Origin of the sequence: Pelomicrobium sp. G1, from assembly GCF_051905455.1 — a bacterium.
Taxonomy (GTDB): Bacteria; Pseudomonadota; Gammaproteobacteria; order Burkholderiales; family UBA6910; genus Pelomicrobium.
In genome coordinates this window covers 144,228-159,292 of record NZ_JBQACR010000006.1, presented here as the reverse complement: position 1 = coordinate 159,292, position 15,065 = coordinate 144,228, and the positions used below count along the sequence as shown (strand labels likewise).

The 15,065-nt window shown below is 68.0% G+C and carries 20 protein-coding genes and 1 pseudogene; 10 read left to right on the top strand and 11 right to left on the bottom strand.

The genetic code is table 11. The features are described from left to right. The first annotated feature begins 1 nt into the window (after nucleotide 1). Genes ACTFO6_RS08110 through ACTFO6_RS08100 form a run of 3 tightly spaced genes read left to right on the top strand, consistent with a single transcriptional unit; the run spans nucleotide 2 to nucleotide 3,107 of the window. The gene (locus ACTFO6_RS08110) at nucleotides 2-1,999 is read left to right on the top strand and encodes an acetyl/propionyl/methylcrotonyl-CoA carboxylase subunit alpha (protein WP_439933943.1); all 1,998 of its coding nucleotides are present in this window, start codon (nucleotides 2-4) and stop codon (nucleotides 1,997-1,999) included. Between the two features lie 2 nt (nucleotides 2,000-2,001). Further along, entirely contained in the window at nucleotides 2,002-2,910 is a 909-nt protein-coding gene (locus ACTFO6_RS08105) for a hydroxymethylglutaryl-CoA lyase (RefSeq protein WP_439933942.1), read from the top strand. Then, the gene (locus tag ACTFO6_RS08100; RefSeq protein ID WP_439933941.1) at nucleotides 2,907-3,107 is read left to right on the top strand and encodes a DUF1289 domain-containing protein; all 201 of its coding nucleotides are present in this window, start codon (nucleotides 2,907-2,909) and stop codon (nucleotides 3,105-3,107) included. Before ACTFO6_RS08105 ends, ACTFO6_RS08100 begins: the two co-directional genes overlap by 4 nt. Before the next feature lie 108 nt (nucleotides 3,108-3,215). Here ACTFO6_RS08100 and msrA (ACTFO6_RS08095) read toward each other — a convergent pair whose 3' ends face one another. The 3 genes from msrA (ACTFO6_RS08095) to ACTFO6_RS08085 form a co-directional block, all read right to left on the bottom strand. Beyond that, nucleotides 3,216-3,869, bottom strand: coding sequence for a peptide-methionine (S)-S-oxide reductase MsrA (gene msrA, locus ACTFO6_RS08095; RefSeq protein ID WP_439933964.1), 654 nt, complete (start codon nucleotides 3,867-3,869; stop codon nucleotides 3,216-3,218). Nucleotides 3,870-4,032: 163 nt separating this feature from the next. After that, nucleotides 4,033-4,635 carry a DUF502 domain-containing protein gene (locus ACTFO6_RS08090; RefSeq protein WP_439933940.1) on the bottom strand — a complete coding sequence of 201 codons (603 nt, stop codon included), beginning with the start codon at nucleotides 4,633-4,635 and terminating at the stop codon, nucleotides 4,033-4,035. Nucleotides 4,636-4,757: 122 nt separating this feature from the next. Next, nucleotides 4,758-4,997 (bottom strand): DUF2061 domain-containing protein, encoded by a 240-nt coding sequence (locus ACTFO6_RS08085; protein ID WP_439933939.1) that lies wholly within the window; start codon nucleotides 4,995-4,997, stop codon nucleotides 4,758-4,760. Between the two features lie 208 nt (nucleotides 4,998-5,205). Here ACTFO6_RS08085 and msrA (ACTFO6_RS08080) point away from each other — a divergent pair, with 208 nt between their 5' ends. Continuing rightward, nucleotides 5,206-5,814 carry a peptide-methionine (S)-S-oxide reductase MsrA gene (msrA, locus tag ACTFO6_RS08080; RefSeq protein WP_439933938.1) on the top strand — a complete coding sequence of 203 codons (609 nt, stop codon included), beginning with the start codon at nucleotides 5,206-5,208 and terminating at the stop codon, nucleotides 5,812-5,814. Here msrA (ACTFO6_RS08080) and ACTFO6_RS08075 read toward each other — a convergent pair. Further along, nucleotides 5,751-5,993 carry an ATP-binding protein gene (locus ACTFO6_RS08075; protein ID WP_439933963.1) on the bottom strand — a complete coding sequence of 81 codons (243 nt, stop codon included), beginning with the start codon at nucleotides 5,991-5,993 and terminating at the stop codon, nucleotides 5,751-5,753. The two genes, msrA (ACTFO6_RS08080) and ACTFO6_RS08075, sit on opposite strands and share 64 nt — an antisense overlap. Between ACTFO6_RS08075 and ACTFO6_RS08070 the strand changes: the two genes are divergently transcribed. From ACTFO6_RS08070 to ACTFO6_RS08060, 3 genes are all read left to right on the top strand, one after another. Continuing rightward, nucleotides 5,901-6,116, top strand: coding sequence for a hypothetical protein (locus ACTFO6_RS08070; RefSeq protein ID WP_439933966.1), 216 nt, complete (start codon nucleotides 5,901-5,903; stop codon nucleotides 6,114-6,116). The genes ACTFO6_RS08075 and ACTFO6_RS08070 overlap by 93 nt on opposite strands. A 344-nt stretch (nucleotides 6,117-6,460) precedes the next feature. After that, the gene (locus ACTFO6_RS08065) at nucleotides 6,461-6,823 is read left to right on the top strand and encodes an SPW repeat protein (protein WP_439933937.1); all 363 of its coding nucleotides are present in this window, start codon (nucleotides 6,461-6,463) and stop codon (nucleotides 6,821-6,823) included. Between the two features lie 116 nt (nucleotides 6,824-6,939). Continuing rightward, nucleotides 6,940-7,074 carry a hypothetical protein gene (locus ACTFO6_RS08060; RefSeq protein WP_439933936.1) on the top strand — a complete coding sequence of 45 codons (135 nt, stop codon included), beginning with the start codon at nucleotides 6,940-6,942 and terminating at the stop codon, nucleotides 7,072-7,074. A gap of 52 nt (nucleotides 7,075-7,126) precedes the next feature. On the opposite strand, the gene ACTFO6_RS08055 is transcribed toward ACTFO6_RS08060, so the two are convergent. Next, nucleotides 7,127-9,085 carry a PhoX family protein gene (locus ACTFO6_RS08055; protein WP_439933935.1) on the bottom strand — a complete coding sequence of 653 codons (1,959 nt, stop codon included), beginning with the start codon at nucleotides 9,083-9,085 and terminating at the stop codon, nucleotides 7,127-7,129. A 133-nt stretch (nucleotides 9,086-9,218) separates the two neighbouring features. Next, nucleotides 9,219-10,040: an NYN domain-containing protein gene (locus ACTFO6_RS08050; protein WP_439933934.1), complete on the bottom strand. Its 822-nt coding sequence runs from the start codon at nucleotides 10,038-10,040 to the stop codon at nucleotides 9,219-9,221. A 167-nt stretch (nucleotides 10,041-10,207) separates the two neighbouring features. Between ACTFO6_RS08050 and ACTFO6_RS08045 the strand changes: the two genes are divergently transcribed. Continuing rightward, nucleotides 10,208-10,555 (top strand): hypothetical protein, encoded by a 348-nt coding sequence (locus tag ACTFO6_RS08045; RefSeq protein ID WP_439933933.1) that lies wholly within the window; start codon nucleotides 10,208-10,210, stop codon nucleotides 10,553-10,555. 5 nt (nucleotides 10,556-10,560) lie between these two features. Then, nucleotides 10,561-10,923 carry a hypothetical protein gene (locus ACTFO6_RS08040; RefSeq protein ID WP_439933932.1) on the top strand — a complete coding sequence of 121 codons (363 nt, stop codon included), beginning with the start codon at nucleotides 10,561-10,563 and terminating at the stop codon, nucleotides 10,921-10,923. A gap of 23 nt (nucleotides 10,924-10,946) precedes the next feature. Here ACTFO6_RS08040 and ACTFO6_RS08035 read toward each other — a convergent pair whose 3' ends face one another. From ACTFO6_RS08035 to ACTFO6_RS08025, 3 genes and pseudogenes are all read right to left on the bottom strand, one after another. Further along, nucleotides 10,947-11,369, bottom strand: coding sequence for a DsrE family protein (locus tag ACTFO6_RS08035; RefSeq protein ID WP_439933962.1), 423 nt, complete (start codon nucleotides 11,367-11,369; stop codon nucleotides 10,947-10,949). Next, nucleotides 11,366-12,139 (bottom strand): Mut7-C RNAse domain-containing protein, encoded by a 774-nt coding sequence (locus ACTFO6_RS08030; RefSeq protein ID WP_439933931.1) that lies wholly within the window; start codon nucleotides 12,137-12,139, stop codon nucleotides 11,366-11,368. Before ACTFO6_RS08030 ends, ACTFO6_RS08035 begins: the two co-directional genes overlap by 4 nt. A gap of 127 nt (nucleotides 12,140-12,266) precedes the next feature. Continuing rightward, nucleotides 12,267-12,653 (bottom strand): annotated as a pseudogene (locus ACTFO6_RS08025) (serine/threonine protein kinase); the annotation flags it as partial. 290 nt (nucleotides 12,654-12,943) lie between these two features. Here ACTFO6_RS08025 and ACTFO6_RS08020 point away from each other — a divergent pair. Next, nucleotides 12,944-13,579, top strand: a complete 636-nt coding sequence (locus tag ACTFO6_RS08020; RefSeq protein ID WP_439933930.1) for a uracil-DNA glycosylase family protein — start codon at nucleotides 12,944-12,946, stop codon at nucleotides 13,577-13,579. Nucleotides 13,580-13,604: 25 nt separating this feature from the next. Here ACTFO6_RS08020 and ACTFO6_RS08015 read toward each other — a convergent pair whose 3' ends face one another. Together ACTFO6_RS08015 and ACTFO6_RS08010 are read right to left on the bottom strand one after the other, a co-directional pair. Continuing rightward, nucleotides 13,605-14,603, bottom strand: a complete 999-nt coding sequence (locus ACTFO6_RS08015; RefSeq protein WP_439933929.1) for a 23S rRNA (adenine(2030)-N(6))-methyltransferase RlmJ — start codon at nucleotides 14,601-14,603, stop codon at nucleotides 13,605-13,607. 46 nt (nucleotides 14,604-14,649) lie between these two features. Beyond that, nucleotides 14,650-15,006, bottom strand: a complete 357-nt coding sequence (locus ACTFO6_RS08010) for a nucleotide pyrophosphohydrolase (protein WP_439933928.1) — start codon at nucleotides 15,004-15,006, stop codon at nucleotides 14,650-14,652. Nucleotides 15,007-15,065: the final 59 nt, after the last annotated feature.

Genomic DNA, 15,065 nt, shown 5'->3' with positions numbered 1-15,065 from the left:
CATGTTCAACAAGCTCCTCATCGCCAACCGGGGGGAAATCGCCTGCCGCATCATCCGTACCGCCCGCCGCTTGGGGCTGCGCGCCGTGGCCGTCTACTCCGAGGCGGACGCCCGGGCGCGCCACGTGGCGATGGCGGATGAAGCCCACTTGATCGGCCCGGCGCCGGCGCGCGAGAGTTACCTGCGCATCGACCGTATCCTGGAAGCGGCGAAGCGCTGCGGCGCAGAGGCGATCCATCCGGGCTACGGGTTCCTCTCGGAGAACGCCGAGTTCGCGGAAGCCTGCGCCGCCGCCGGCATCGTGTTCGTGGGGCCGCCCGCCGCAGTGATCCGGGCCATGGGCTCCAAGAGCACCGCCCGGGAGCTCATGGAGGCAGCGGTGGTGCCCGTGCTGCCCGGCTACCACGGCCATGACCAGCGGCTGGAGACCTTCCAGGCCGAGGCCGAGCGCCTGGGCTACCCGGTTCTGATCAAGGCCGCCTTCGGCGGAGGCGGCAAGGGGATGCGAGTCGTCGCCCGTCCACAGGAGCTCCCCGAGGCCCTTGCCGCGGCCCGTCGGGAAGCGGCCTCCGCCTTCGGCCATGACCAGTTGCTCCTGGAAAAGTACCTCCACCGGCCCCGCCACGTGGAGGTGCAGGTCTTCGCCGATCGGTTTGGCGCCGCGGTGCACCTCTACGAGCGGGACTGCTCGCTGCAGCGCCGGCACCAGAAGGTGATGGAGGAGGCGCCCGCGCCGGCGCTCGCCCCGGAGCGCCGCGCCCAGATGACCCGGGCTGCCCTGGCCGCCGCCCGGGCGGTGGGCTACGTGGGGGCCGGCACCGTGGAGTTTCTCCTGGCCGAGGACGGGGAGTTCTACTTCATCGAGATGAACACCCGGCTCCAGGTGGAGCACCCGGTCACCGAAATGGTGACCGGCCTGGATCTGGTGGAGTGGCAACTGCGGGTGGCGGCGGGGGAGCCCCTGCCCCTTTCCCAGGAGCAAATCGCCTGCAACGGCCACGCGGTGGAAGCGCGCATCTACGCCGAAGATCCCGCCCGGGACTTCCAGCCTTCCCCCGGGCGCATCCTCCATTTGCGCCTGCCCGAGGAGAGCCCCCACGTGCGCGTGGACAGCGGAGTGGCCGAAGGGGACGAGATCGGCGTCCACTACGATCCCCTGATCGCCAAGCTGATCGCCTGGGACCTGGACCGGGCCGGGGCCCTGCGCCGGCTGAGGCACGCCCTTGCCCAAGCGCGCATCGCCGGTGTGGCCACCAACGTGGTTTTCCTGAGCGCCCTGGCGGCCCATCCCACCTACCTGAAGCCGGACCTGGATACCGGCTTCATCGAGCGGCACCGGGACGATCTGATCCCGGGCGAGCGCTCCACGCCGGAGTGGATCGTGGCGGCGGCGGCCCTGGCGGAGCTCCTGCGCATCGACCGGGAAGCGGAGGCCGCCGCAGAACGCTCCTCCGATCCCCATTCCCCCTGGCACTGGCGCGACGGCTGGCGGCTCAACCAGGACAGCCGCCAGGTCTTCCGCTTCCGCGACGGACGGGCAAGCGTCCAGGTGACGGCCCGCCACCGGCGCGGTTACTATCTCCTGGAGCTTCCGTCCCGCAGCTTCTGCGCCCGGGGCGCCCTGGAGGGGGAAGAGCTGCTGGCGGACCTGGACGGAGTGCGGGCGCGGCTTGCGGTGGTGCGCTCCGGGACCGATCTCATCCTGATCGCCGAGGGCCGCTGCTACCGGCTGAGCCTCGATGATCCGGTGGCCCTGGCTCTGGCCGAGGAGCATCCCGCCGGAAGCCTCACGGCCTCCATGCCCGGCATCGTCACCAGCGTTCTGGTGAAGCCCGGGGAGCGGGTGGTGAAAGGCCAGCCCCTCGCCACGCTGGAGGCCATGAAGATGGAACACACCTTGGTCGCGCCGGCCGATGGCGTCGTACAGGCGGTGCGGTGCACTCCCGGCGAACAGGTGAGGGAGGGGATGGAGCTGATCGTGCTGGAAGCTGAGGCGTAGCCATGAGCCTGCCTGTCCGGGTAAAAGTGGTGGAAGTGGGCCCGCGGGACGGCCTGCAGAACGAGCCCAAGACGGTGCCCGCCCCGGTCAAGATCGAGCTGATCGAGCGCCTCGCCGACTCGGGGCTCACGGTGATCGAAGCGGGCAGCTTCGTCTCCCCCAAGTGGGTGCCCCAGATGGCGGACACGGCCCAGGTGCTGGCAGGCATCCGCCGCCGGCCCGGGGTTTCCTACCCGGTGCTGGTGCCCAACCTGAAGGGCCTAGAGGCAGCCCTGGCCGCGGGGGCGGAGGAGATCGCCGTGTTCGCCGCCGCCACCGAATCCTTCTCTCGCAAGAACACCAACTGCACCATCGAAGAGGGGCTCGAGCGCTTTCGGGAAGTGACGGCCGCGGCCCTAGAAGCGGGCGTGCGGGTGCGGGGCTACGTGTCCTGCGTGCTGGGCTGCCCTTACGAGGGGGAAGTGAAGCCTGAAGCTGCGGCCCGGGTGGCGGCGGCCCTCTACCGCATGGGCTGCTATGAAGTGTCCCTGGGGGACACCATCGGCGTGGGCACGCCCGGCAGGATGAAGGCCCTGATCGAAACCGTCGCCCGGGAAATCCCGGTGGAAAACCTGGCGGTGCACTGCCACGACACCTACGGCCAGGCGCTGGCCAACTGCTACGCGGCGCTGGAGCGGGGGGTGGCGGCGATCGACGCCGCGGTAGCGGGCCTGGGGGGCTGCCCCTACGCCAAGGGCGCCACCGGCAACGTAGCCACCGAGGACGTGGTGTACCTGCTGAACGGCCTCGGGATCGAGACCGGCGTCGACCTGGAGCGGCTCATCGACGCGGGCGAGTTCATCTGCGGCTTCCTCGGCCGCCCCAGCAACTCCAAGGCGGCGCGGGCCATCCTCGCCAGGCGCAACCCATGAACGGCGTCCCCTCCCCTTGCGTCCAGGTGTGCGCCATGGACCCGGCGACCCAATTCTGCCGCGGTTGCTTCCGCACCCTGGAGGAGATCGCCGGCTGGCCCTCCTATACCGAGGCCCAGAAGGCCGAAGTCTGGCGCCGCATCGCCGAGCGCCGGGCCGGCCCGGCGATCCCGGCCCAGGCCCACGCCCGCTCCTAAAGGGGGCGACTGAATCCCCCGGGTATTACCCGCAGGCTCGGGGAACCCGCCGGCTCCCCGCGGGAGGCGCTTCCGGGCGCGGGGCGTTTCGCCTGCGCTCAACCCATCCTACGGGGCGCCGGCGCCCACGGGGCATTCAACGCCGGTGCCGCCCAGACCGCAATAGCCGTGAGGATTCTTCGCCAGGTACTGCTGGTGGTAGTCCTCGGCGTAGTAGAACGGCGGCGCGTCCCGGATCTCGGTGGTGATCTCTGGGTAGCCCGCCTTCTTGAGCGCCGCCTGGTAGCGGTCGCGGGAGGCTTCCGCCGCCCGCCGCTGGCCTTCCGTAGAGGTATAGATGGCCGAGCGGTACTGGGTGCCCACGTCGTTGCCCTGGCGCATTCCCTGGGTGGGATCGTGGGATTCCCAGAAAGCCTGGAGCAGCCGCTCGAAGGAGATCACCCGGGGATCGTAGACCACCAGCACCACTTCAGCGTGGCCGGTGAGGCCGCTGCACACCTCCTCGTAGGTGGGATTGGGGGTGTAGCCCCCGGCATAGCCCACCGCTGTGGTATAGACCCCTTCCAGGGGCCAGAACTTGCGCTCGGCGCCCCAGAAGCAGCCCATGCCGAACTGAACCTGCTCCATCCCCTCGGGGAAAGGCGGCTTGATCGGGCGCCCGTGCACGAAATGCTTGTTGGTGACCGGCAGGGGCGTCCCCCGGCCTTTCAACGCCTCCTCCGGCGCGGGCATCACCAGCTTGGAGCCGAACATCCACATCATCTGGGCCTCCTCATCCAACGAATCCACGCTGGGCCTCCTGGATCATCTGCGCTCCGCCGACCGCCCCTCAGGAGTTGCGACCGCGAAGGCGTGCATCGCCCGCGGGGTGCGGCACGCCCTCGCTCGCTCCCGGGTCGCACTTACCCCCTTCCAGGGGCAGGCACTACGGCCCGTCCGCGGGCACACCGCTCAAGCCCGCCGTCAGGACGAAGCGCATGGCCTCTTCCCGCGACCACGGCACCGGGGTCACCGCCGAGCCGGGCACCAGGACCGTGTAGCCCCCCACCTGGTAGCTCATGGGCAGGTAGACCGCCACCCGCCCGCTCTCGTGCAGCTCGGCCGGTAGCCCGGTCAAGTCGTCGCGCATGAGAAAACCCACCAGGCGCAGGTCGGTGCCCGGCACTTCCACGGCCACCACCCGTCCCGCGGCGCTGCGGCTTTCGCTGGAGAACAGGCCGAAGAAGTCGCGCACCGCGCCGTAGACCGTTTTCACCAGGGGCATGTGCAGGAGCAGGCGCTCTCCCAGCTCGAACAGGCGCCGCACCGCCCAGGTCTGCATCAGCAACCCCACGGCGAAGATCACGCCGACGCCCGCCAGCATGCCCATGCCGTAAAAATAGAGATGCTCGGAGAGGACCGCCTTCAGCAATCCTCCGAGAAAAGTTTCCGCGGTGGCCGCCAGCCACACCACCAGGTAGAGAGTCGCCACCACCGGCACCACGGTCAGCACGCCGGTGAGAAACGTCCTGCCGATCGCCTTTCGCATGGAGCCCCCGCAGCGCCTCCTGTTCCTCGCCCGCAAGCTCGCGGGTCGAAGACAGACTGTAACAGAAGGCGCTGGTGCCGAACACAAAGGCGGCGCCCTCCGCGCCGCCTTGGGACCCCCCCTCAGGCACCCCCCGCCTGAACTAGCCAGCCCGCGCCGGCGGCCGGGCGGCTCCGCTTGCCGGCGGACCGCCGGGCGCGGAGCCGCTCCCAGAGCTTTTCGTGGAAGAAATAGGCCACCGTGTTGAGGGCGGGCTCGAGGAGGGCGATGGCGCCGCCCAAGGCTACGCTGCCGGTCAGGGCGTAGCCCACGCCGAAGGCGACGCTGAAGTGCACGATCCCGAAGGTGATGGTCTTGATCATGGCAGGCCTCGTTTTGTTCCTCATGCGGCCGTGTTGTCCGCGTTCGAAGCCAATAATAATCATTCTCCCATATAGAGAGAAACGAATTGTATTTGGTTTAATGATCGATAAAATCGATCAAAAGCAGAAGCCGGATCGCCCCGTGTAAGCGCCGACGCCGTCAGACGGTCTAAGGGTTGAGCAGGATTCCTAAGGGAGGGGGTTGCCGATGAAATCCGTCACCTGCGTTGCCATGGGCCTGCTGGCCGCGATCCTGGGCGCCAGCGCATCGGCCCAGCCCGCTCCGCCCCTGGCCAAGGCCACCTTCGCCGGCGGCTGCTTCTGGTGCGTGGAAGCCGACTTCGACAAGGTGCAGGGCGTGGTCTCCACCACCTCCGGCTACACCGGCGGGCACACAACCCATCCCACCTACAAGGAGGTCTCGGCGGGCGGGACCGGTCACGCCGAGGCGGTGGAGGTGGTCTACGACCCCAGGAAAGTGGGCTACGAGGCGTTGGTGGAAGTGTTCTGGCGCAGCATCGACCCCACCACCCCCAACCGGCAGTTCTGCGACGTGGGCGACCAGTACCGCACCGCCATCTTCTACCACGACGAGGAGCAGAAACGGCTGGCGGAGGCCTCGAAGCGGAAGCTGGAACAGACCAAGCCTTTCAAGGAGCCGATCGTGACCGAGATCGTACCCGCGGGGAAGTTCTACCCGGCCGAGGAATACCACCAGGACTTCTACAAGAAGAACCCGATCCGCTACGCGTTCTATCGCAACGGCTGCGGGCGGGACCAGCGGCTGGAAGCGCTGTGGGGCAAAGCCCGCAAGTGAAATGAGCCGGCATGACTAGCCCCGTGGCAGCGTGATCTCGACGCACAGCCCCCTTCCGGGCTGTTAGCGGCGCGGATCCAGCCGCCGTGGGCCTCGACGGCGCGTTTGGCGATCGCCAGCCCGAGGCCGTAGCCGCCGCGATTAGCCGTGCCGTCGGCGTCGAAGAACGGCTCGAACACCGCGTCCACGGCCAGCACCGGCGCCGCATGCCTGCCGAGTCACTGGCGCAGCGGCCGGCGGTGCTGGAGAAGATGAAGGAGCTGCGCAAGGACCGCGGCCGGCACGGGCCGCGCGGGGAGTAACGAGGGGCCGCCCCCGCGACTCGTCAGGGCAACGCCGCGGGCCGCTCTCCGACCCCGAGCGCCGGTGCATCGGCCCAGCCCGCTCCGCCCCTGGCCAAGGCCACCTTCGCCGGCGTCTTCTGGCACGGGAGGGCCCCAGGGGGATGCCTCGCTTCCGCCATGTCCGGCGATATACCGGCGGGCGGCCCCTCCGGGGGGTAGAAAAAGCCCTCGGGTGAGGCCCCCTTGTTGCATAGCAACTCGTTGTTCCTGAAGGAGTGTGACGGAACACGGGGTTTCCGGCGGCGGTCTAAAAGAAAGGAGATGGAGATAAACCCGGCAAGCTAGCGAAAGGAGGTGACTGAATGGGCACCACCAAGCGTTGGCAGGACTGGGTAACCCTGGCGCTGGGGGTGTGGCTGTTCATCTCCCCTTGGGTATTGGGGTTCGAGGATAAGATGAGCGCCGTCGCGTGGAACTCCTATCTCCTTGGCGCTGCGGTGGCGATCTTTTCCGTCGTCTGCCTCTATACGCCCAAGGTGTGGGAGGAGTGGCTGAACGTCGCCTTTGGCGTATGGCTGATCATCTCGCCGTGGGTGGTGGGTTTCAGCACCTTCGCGGCGGCGACCTATAACGCGGTCGCGGTTGGTATCCTGGTGATCGGCTTCACGTTCTGGGCGATGGCGCATGCCGGCCACCTGGCCTGGCGCAAGGGTCACCAGGCTTGAGATGGCGTTCGCTTCGAAAGACGAGACCTTCGCAGGTCTCGAGGGGCGGAGAGGAGCTGCGGTACCGCCCTGATGCTCCCAAGGGCCGTCGTGATGACGGCCCTTTTCGCGTAATCATGGGCTTCAGCGAGTCCACCGCCGCCACTGCCGACGCGGTCATCGTGGGCGTGCTGCTGGCCATCGTCTCGCCCCTGGACGTCACCGAGGAATACGGCCTCATCGAGGCGAGCGGCGGCCACCACCCGACCTGAAGGGGGGCCTGGCGGGTCGGCCCGCCAGGTGAAAGAAAGGAACCGCGCTCCCTTATGTGCCGATGATGCCGCCGTCCGCGCGGCGGATAGCGATGGTGGCCGAGCGCGGGCGGCCACCCTTTTCACCCTCCGGCCAGGCGCTGATGGCCTTGGGGTTCTTCGGGTCGTTGCGCCCCGGGTGCGGCAGGGGCGCTTCTCCCGGATGCTGGATGTTGACGAACAGGGTGCGGTGGTCCGGGGTGAATTGGATCCCGGTGATCTCGCAGCCCACCGGGCCAGTCAGGAAACGGCGCACCTCCCCGGTCCCCGGGTCGGCGGCCAGCATCTGGTTGTTGCCGATGTTCGCCCAATCCTTGGTGGCCATCAATTGGGCGGAGGAATCGGTCTGGATCCACAGCACGCCGCGCCGGTCGATGTAGAGGCCGTCGGGCTGGGCGAAGGCAACGCCTCCGGGAGCGTTGCCCCGCTTCAAGGAATCTGGGTGGGCGGGATCACCCGCCAGCAGAAACACGTCCCAGGTGAAACGGGTGGCGCTGGGATCTCCGTTCGCTTCCCGCCAGCGCACGATATGGCCCATGAGGTTGGGAGCACGTGGGTTGGCGGCGTCCGCGCCCACCGGATCTTTCTGTTGCAAAGGCTTGCCCTTGCCGCGGGCGGTGTTGTTGGACAGGCTCACGTAGACCTCTTTGGTGCGGGGGTGGACTGCGATCCATTCGGGCCGGTCCATGTAGGTGGCCCCCACCACGTCTGCGGCAGTGCGGGCATTGATGAGCACTTCCGCCTGGGAGGCGAATCCCCGTTCCGGGGTGAGCCCATTCTTGCCCTGAATAAGCTCCAGCCACTCCCCGGTACCGTCGGCGTGGAAGCGGGCGGCGTAGAGGGTCCCCTCGTCCAGGATGTCCTGATTTTCTGCGGCGCCGCCCCCCTTCACCCAGGGCCGCTTGCTCACGAACTTGTAGATATGTTCGAACTTGGAGCGGTAGTCGTCGTCTCCCATGTAGTAGACTACCCGCCCGTCTGGGGCGAGGGACAGCATCGCTCCCTCATGGGCCAAGCGGCCCATGGCGGTGCGCTTCACCGGGACGCTCTTCGGATCGAAGGGGTCGAACTCCACGACCCAGCCGAAGCGGTTGGGCTCGTTCGGGTGCTTGCCAGCGTCGAAGCGCTCGTCGAATTCGTGCCAGCGGAAGCCCCAGCTATCCTTGGACGGCCCGATGCCGTAGCGGTCCTCCAGCGGGCTGATCTTGCCGGTGTCGTTGATGAAATAGGCGTTGACGTTCTCTTCGCACGAGAGATACGTGCCCCAAGGGGTGACGCCGTTGGCGCAGTTCTGGAATGTGCCCAGAACTGTACGCCCAGCCGGGTCTGCTACTGTCCGCATCCAGGGATGACCGGCCGCCGGGCCACGGATGGTAAAGGGTGTGTCCGCGGTGATACGGCGACCGTAGCGTGAATCCCGTACCGTGCGCCAGCGGCCCCCTTCGAAGCGCACCTCGTACACCCCCAGTCCATGGGCGTTCTTGGATTTCTGCACTTTCTCAGCGGTCCAGGGGTCCATGCCCTCGGGCGTCAGCAGGTTGTCGTCGGTGTACTCGTAATTGATGGCGATCAGCCCATGGGTGGAGGAGTCGGAGCCCTTGGGCAGAGGGAAATAGTGCATGCCGTCGTGGAACATGCCCGACTGCATGGCCTGCTCGGCCGCGGTGTTGCTGGCATCGGGCTTGAAGTCCGGGGCGCCGGGCATGATGGGATCGCCCCAAGCATTCACCACTTGCCAGGTGTACCCGGCCGGCACCACCACCGTATCCGCCCTGGAGACGGGCACCGGCGTAAACCCGAGGAGCGGCCCCCTTTTCTGCGTCATTTCCAGGGCGCGGCAGCCGCCGAAAAGCGACAGGGCAGCCACGCTCAAGGATCCCTTGAGCAGGGTGCGCCGGGACAGCCGCAAGGCGAGGAGTTCATCGAAGTCGAGGCTTTCTTCCGGGAGCGGGGAGGGAAAAGGGACTGACATGAGCACCTCCTTAGAGGCCCCTGAATGGTTCAGAGGTCCCTTCCGGCGCAGCGGGCGCTGGGCTGGTTTTATCGATTTTATTTATAGCAGGACGGCGCCCGGAAGCAACCCGCGCCGCCGGCGCCGGATGACCTCAATCCTCGTGGGCGAAGCCCCGGATGATGTAGCCGCCTGACTTTTCGTCCCGCTCCAGAGTCAGCAACCCCCGGGCCTGGGCCTCTTCCAGAAGCTGCCCGAAGGTCTTGAACCCGTGGTAGCTCTCGTTAAAGCCGGGCTTGCGGCGCTTGATGGCCTGCTTGACCATCGACCCCCATACCTTTTCCTCCTCGCCCCGCTCCTCGAACAGGTCCTCCACCGTCGCGAGCACGAGATCCAGCGCCTCCTGCTTCTTCTCCTCCTCGCTCGACTCCGCCTTCTTCTCCTCGGGTTTCGCCGTAGCGGCTTTTGTCCTGCGCCGCTTGCGCTGAGAGCGCTCTGCTTCCCGTACCAGGTCATCGTAGTAGATGAACTCGTCGCAGTTGCTGATAAGGAGATCAGAGGAGGATTTTTTCACCCCTACGCCGATCACGATCTTGTTGTTCTCCCGCAGCTTCGACACCAGAGGCGAGAAATCCGAGTCGCCGCTGATGATGACAAAGGTGTCCACGTGGGACTTGGTGTAGCACAGGTCCAGGGCGTCCACCACCATGCGGATGTCCGCCGAGTTCTTGCCCGACTGGCGCACGTGGGGGATCTCGATCAGCTCGAACGCCGCCTCGTGCATGGCCGGCTTGAACGCCTTGTAGCGGTCCCAGTCGCAGTAGGCCTTCTTCACCACGATGTTGCCCTTGAGCAGGAGGCGCTCGAGCACCTTCTTGATGTCGAACTTGTCGTACTTGGCGTCGCGCACCCCGAGGGCGATGTTCTCGAAGTCGCAGAATAGCGCCATGTTCTGGGTGGTCTGTTTGGTGCTCATGAACTCCTTTCGTCGCTAACGGCCGCCGCAACGGGCGGCACCGCCGAAGTCTACGGCGAATCGGGATGGGTGGCTACCCGGACGGCGCCGTACAATAAGCATCATCACGGCGTCGCCGGCGAGCCGCCGGACCGCCGGTCTTTTCACGCCATGGAGGAGCTAGGCTTATGTCCCCCCGCCGCCCGCTACCCCTCGTCCTCACCGCCGCCCTGCTCGTCCCATGGGAAGCGGCCCGGCCCCAGGCGCCCAGCGAGGGCGTCCGGGTCTACGAGCCCGCCCACCTCGTGGCCAGTCGGTACACGGTGGTGAAACGGCTGTGGGTGGAATCGATCCCCGCCATGTTCCGCTACCCCCTGTTCGAGACCCGGGAGGCGGCGGCCACCGCGGCGCGGGCGGCGGCCGCCGAAGCGGGGGCGGATGGGGTGGCCCACCTCGCTTGCACCGATCTGGCGGCCATCGGCCGGGGGGAGGGGCTGCTGTGCTACGCCCTGGCCATCCGGGTCAAGCAGCCCTGAGCCCCATGAGCCCCAAGCTGCGCGCCGCGATCGCCCTCGTCGTCGGGATGGGGTCCGCCGTGATGGCGCCGGCCGCGGACCCGGAACCCATCACCACGCTGCAGTACCGGCTCGAGTTCGCGCGCCGGGAGCTCGAGGCCGCGCGCGCCGCCACGGCCCAGGCGACCGAAGCGCTCCAAGCCGCCCGGCAGCGGGTGGCGGAGGCGGAGCGGGCGCTGGACCGCGCCCGCCGCGAAGCGCAGGAAGCCGAGTCTCGGCTCGAGCGGGCCCGGGCGGCGGAGCGCCAGGCGAGCGGCCGCCTGGAGGAGGCCGAGCGCCGGCTTCGCGAGGCATGGCAGGCGCAGGAAGCGGCTACCACAAGGCATTGATCCCGCGCCCGTCCCGGGTCCCGCTACCCGATCGGGATATAGGCATAGCCCCGATTCTGCAGAGCGATGGCGTTGACGAATACGTTCTCCTCCACCTCCAGGCCCGGCAGCAGGTTGTCTTCTCCGATGCGGCAACGCTCCATGGCGATCCTGCACACCTCGATGCGCACGCCGGCCTGGAGGGCGCCGTGCATCAGGGCACGACCTTCGGCGAGGGCGGCCTCCTCCGCCGGGTCGAACTTGGTGCCCGCCAGGGTCCGGGCGGCGAACTTGGTGGCGGGGCCGTGCAGGAGCAGCACGAAATCCGGCTCGATGCCCTGGCCGCGGAATTGTGCCAGGGCGTGAAGCAGCAGGGAAAGCCGGTCCTGGAAGCGCCTGGGGTCGCCGGTGGTGAAGTCCCACACCGCCCGCGCGCTGGCGAGCCCGGCCCAATCCTCCCCCTTCATGCGCCAGCCCTTTCCACGCCGCCCGCGCCTGCGAGCGGCAGGCAATCGCTGAGCAGCGCCCGCATGCGCTCCCAGTGGCTGCCTTCCCAGAACACCCGGTGGCAGCCCTCGCAGGTGCTGAAGCGCTCGTGGACCTGGGCCACCGTGGGCGGCAGGCGCTCGAGCACCTGCTCCTTGGGGATGGGGGCGAGGGGCAGGTTGCAGTGCAGGCAGCGGGAGAAGGGCCGCACGCTGGAGGCGAGCTGCAGCCGCTCCACCACCTCCTTGAGCTGTTCCTGGGGCTTGCGCGCGTGCACGTAGCAGCCGTGGGTGATGCTGCGGCACTTGAGCAGCTCCCGGTCCCGGGTGAGGATGATGCGACCTTCCCGCTTCGCCTGCATGCAGATGTCGAAGTCGTCGCAGGTGTTGTCGTACAGGGTGTCGAACCCGAGCATGCGCAAAAGCCGCGCGAGTCCCCCCAGGTGGGCGTCGGCGATGAAGCGGGTCTCCCGCAGGGGCCGCGGCCGCACCCGCACCAGGGGCCCCACGTCCAGCGCCTCGAACTTGGGATAGACGCTCACCCGGTCCCCCTCCCGCACCCGGTAGGAGAAATCCACCGACTCCCCGTTCACCAGGATCAGCTCCACCTCCGTGTGGGGCACCCCCAGCGCCTCGATGGCGTTCTTCACCGTCGCCGCCCGGGCGCAGCGGTACTCGAACTCGGTCTTCCTGCGCTCGGGGGCGAGAAAGTCGTTCAGCTCTTCGTAAAAGCGAAACCAAGCGGTGACCATGGGGCGAGCTCCTTCGTCCCCCTATCAGCGCCCATTCTAACGCGGGACCAGTCAGCCAGAGGGCCAGGGGGAGGGGCGGCTCCTCCAGGCGTGCCGCCTGTTCCCGCAAGTGCTGCAAGTGCTCCTGCCAATAGCGTGGGGTGTTGAACCAGGGGAAGGCCGCCGGAAACGCCGGATCATCCCAGCGCCGGGCCAGCCACCCCGCGTAGTGGATCATTTGCAGGGTTCGCAGCGACTCGACGAGGCCAAGCTCCCGCGCCTCGAAGTCGAAGAACTCCCGGTAGCCCCGCACCAGCCAGCCAAGCTGGCGAGTCATGTCCTCGCGGCTCCCGTGAAGCAGCATCCACAGGTCCTGCACCGCCGGCCCCATGCGCGCGTCGTCCAGGTCGATAAACTGGGGACCGTCGTCGGTCCAGAGCACGTTGCCCGCGTAGCAGTCCCCGTGGAGCCGCAGCCGGCGCAGAGGAGCGGCCCGTTCGAATGCCCGCCGGACCCGGTCCAGGAGGTGCTCCACCAGTCGGCGGCACGTCTCCCTCGGCTCGGGGGGGCACGAAGCCCCTCTCCTGCAAGAACCAGGACGGCTCGACGCCGAAGCTCTCCACGCCCAGCGCGGGCCGGTGGCGGAAAGGGCGCGCGGCCCCTACGGCGTGGAGGCGGCCGATGAAGCGCCCCAAGCGCTCCACCGCATCGAGGGTGAGCTCCGGCGTCAAGCGGGCGTAGGGATGAGGGGCTTCCGGCATGCCCGGGATCGTAGTCCACGCCGCATCTTGCGTTCAGCGCTTGCGCCCCCGGCATAATGGGATTATGGATTCGACCCTCGACGCCCTGCGGCGGCATCAACGGCAGCTCGCCCGCTGCACCCGGTGTCCCAAGATGATCGGCCCGCCGGTGATGGGCTACCCGGTAGTCTCGCCGGTGATGCTGGTGGGTCAGGCGCCCGGGGCCAAAGAGATCGAGCGCCGGCGCCCCTTCGCCTGGACCGCGGGCAAGACCCTGTTCGGCTGGTTCCGCGGCATCGGCCTCGACGAAGAGGGTTTTCGCCGCCGGGTCTACATGGCCGCCGTGTGCCGCTGCTTTCCCGGCAAAAATCCCGGCGGCGGCGACCGGGTCCCCGACCGGCAGGAGGTGGAAAACTGCACGAGCTGGCTCGCCGCGGAATTCCAGCTCCTGCGCCCTCGGCTGGTGATTCCCGCGGGCAAGCTCGCCATCGGCCTGTTCCTGCCGGTGGGCAAGCTGGACGCGGTGGTGGGACGGCTCTTCAAGGTGCGGCTCTTCGGCTTCGAGACCGACGTGGTGCCCCTCCCCCACCCGTCAGGCGCCTCCCCCTGGCACCGCACCGAGCCGGGCCGCGCGCTGCTCCATCAAGCCCTTGCCCGGATCGCCGCCCACCCTGCCTGGGGGAAGATGTGCGGGCGAGAGGCGCGGAGGGCCGCCGATTGAACGCTGCGGGAAAACGGCACTTTTTTTACTTCTTCACACCGTACTTGGCCCGGTAGTGCTGGGAGAGCACCTTGCGGGTCTGGGCATAGAGTTGGGGGTTGGTGGAAGGCGGCCGCGGCCCCTTGGGGGCATCCCCGGGCGGGCGCCTACCGGCAGGAAGCTTTTTCATGTCCTTTGGGGTCGATTCCGGCACCAGCCATTCGACCTCCCAGCCGCCGGCGCCGTTCACCGCGAGCCGCTCCCAGAGCCAGGGCAGCAGGGCCGAGGCGAAGGCTTCGAAGTTCCAAGGGGGGTTCACGATCAGCATCCCGCACCCCCGGAGGCTTGCGCTCCAGCCCGCCGGGTGCACCGCCAGGGTAAGCTTCAGGATCTTGGTGACGCCGCTTTCCGCCACGCTGCGCTCGAAGGCCCGCACCTCCCCCGGCGCCATGAAGGGGTACCAGAAGGCCAAGATGCCGGTCCCCCAGCGCCCATGGGCGAAGCGCAGGGCCTTCCCGATGCGCCCGTACTCCCCGGCCCGGTCGAAGGAGGAGTCCACCAGCACCAGACCCCGGCGCTCCCGGGGCGGCAGGTAAGCCCGCAGGGCCTGGTAGCCGTCCATGCACTCCACCGTGGTGTTCGGCGCATCGCCAAAAAGGGCCCGCAGCTCGGCCCAATCGGCCTTGTTGAGCTCCGTGGCCACCAGCCGGTCCTGGGGTCGCATGAGCCGACTGGCGATCCAGGGCGAACCCGGGTAGAAGCGCAGCTTCCCGTCGGGGTTTTCGGCGCGCACGCACGCCAGGTACGGGGCGATGGCCTCGGGCACCGGGTGCGCGTCCCACAGCCGGCCGATCCCTTCCTTCCACTCGGCGAGCTTGCGGGCCCACTCGTGCTGCAGGTCGTAGCGCCCGATGCCGGCGTGGGTGTCGAGATAGAAGAAGGGCTTCTCTTTGCCCGCCAGCGCCAGGATCAATTGGGCGAGCAGGGCGTGCTTGAAGCAGTCGGCGAAGTTACCGGCGTGGAAAAGGTGACGATAGGCGAGCATGCCCCGCAGCCTGGGTCCCGGTCACAATATCCGCGAAAGATACGGACTAGAGCCGGTTGTACTTGGTGGCCTTGCCCCGGGCCTTGTCCGCCGGGTACTTCTCGGCGTTGAGGGCGAGCTTCTTTTCCGCCGCCCGCAGCAGGTCGACGCCCAGCTTGTCGGCGAGCCGCGTGAGGAACAGCAGCACGTCGGCCATCTCCAGCTCCACCTCGGCCCGCACCTCGGGCGGCAGGTTCGCGCTTTCCTCGAAGGTGAGCCATTGGAAGTGCTCCAGCAGCTCGCCCGTCTCCCCCGCCAGGGCCATGGCCAGGTTCTTGGGATTATGGAACTGATCCCAGTCCCGCTCGGCGGCGAACTCGGCGAGCGCTTGGCGCAGGGCTTCCAGGCTGTCGATGGATTTCATCCGGGGGCTCCTCGATTTTCCACCGGCAGTATAAAACCTCCGAGCCCAGGCCACGCGGC

Excerpts from the sequence above, each read along its gene's own strand:
- ACTFO6_RS08020 (WP_439933930.1), top strand. The coding sequence starts at position 12,944 with ATGGATTCGACCCTCGACGCCCTGCGGCGGCATCAACGGCAGCTCGCC.
- msrA (WP_439933938.1), top strand. The coding sequence starts at position 5,206 with ATGAAATCCGTCACCTGCGTTGCCATGGGCCTGCTGGCCGCGATCCTG.
- ACTFO6_RS08085 (WP_439933939.1), bottom strand. The coding sequence starts at position 4,997 with ATGATCAAGACCATCACCTTCGGGATCGTGCACTTCAGCGTCGCCTTC.
- ACTFO6_RS08090 (WP_439933940.1), bottom strand. The coding sequence starts at position 4,635 with ATGCGAAAGGCGATCGGCAGGACGTTTCTCACCGGCGTGCTGACCGTG.
- ACTFO6_RS08065 (WP_439933937.1), top strand. The coding sequence starts at position 6,461 with ATGGGCACCACCAAGCGTTGGCAGGACTGGGTAACCCTGGCGCTGGGG.
- ACTFO6_RS08030 (WP_439933931.1), bottom strand. The coding sequence starts at position 12,139 with ATGGTCACCGCTTGGTTTCGCTTTTACGAAGAGCTGAACGACTTTCTC.
- ACTFO6_RS08105 (WP_439933942.1), top strand. The coding sequence starts at position 2,002 with ATGAGCCTGCCTGTCCGGGTAAAAGTGGTGGAAGTGGGCCCGCGGGAC.
- ACTFO6_RS08110 (WP_439933943.1), top strand. The coding sequence starts at position 2 with ATGTTCAACAAGCTCCTCATCGCCAACCGGGGGGAAATCGCCTGCCGC.
- ACTFO6_RS08035 (WP_439933962.1), bottom strand. The coding sequence starts at position 11,369 with ATGAAGGGGGAGGATTGGGCCGGGCTCGCCAGCGCGCGGGCGGTGTGG.
- ACTFO6_RS08010 (WP_439933928.1), bottom strand. The coding sequence starts at position 15,006 with ATGAAATCCATCGACAGCCTGGAAGCCCTGCGCCAAGCGCTCGCCGAG.
- ACTFO6_RS08050 (WP_439933934.1), bottom strand. The coding sequence starts at position 10,040 with ATGAGCACCAAACAGACCACCCAGAACATGGCGCTATTCTGCGACTTC.
- ACTFO6_RS08040 (WP_439933932.1), top strand. The coding sequence starts at position 10,561 with ATGAGCCCCAAGCTGCGCGCCGCGATCGCCCTCGTCGTCGGGATGGGG.
- msrA (WP_439933964.1), bottom strand. The coding sequence starts at position 3,869 with ATGATGTGGATGTTCGGCTCCAAGCTGGTGATGCCCGCGCCGGAGGAG.
- ACTFO6_RS08055 (WP_439933935.1), bottom strand. The coding sequence starts at position 9,085 with ATGTCAGTCCCTTTTCCCTCCCCGCTCCCGGAAGAAAGCCTCGACTTC.
- ACTFO6_RS08045 (WP_439933933.1), top strand. The coding sequence starts at position 10,208 with ATGTCCCCCCGCCGCCCGCTACCCCTCGTCCTCACCGCCGCCCTGCTC.
- ACTFO6_RS08060 (WP_439933936.1), top strand. The coding sequence starts at position 6,940 with ATGGGCTTCAGCGAGTCCACCGCCGCCACTGCCGACGCGGTCATCGTG.
- ACTFO6_RS08100 (WP_439933941.1), top strand. The coding sequence starts at position 2,907 with ATGAACGGCGTCCCCTCCCCTTGCGTCCAGGTGTGCGCCATGGACCCG.
- ACTFO6_RS08015 (WP_439933929.1), bottom strand. The coding sequence starts at position 14,603 with ATGCTCGCCTATCGTCACCTTTTCCACGCCGGTAACTTCGCCGACTGC.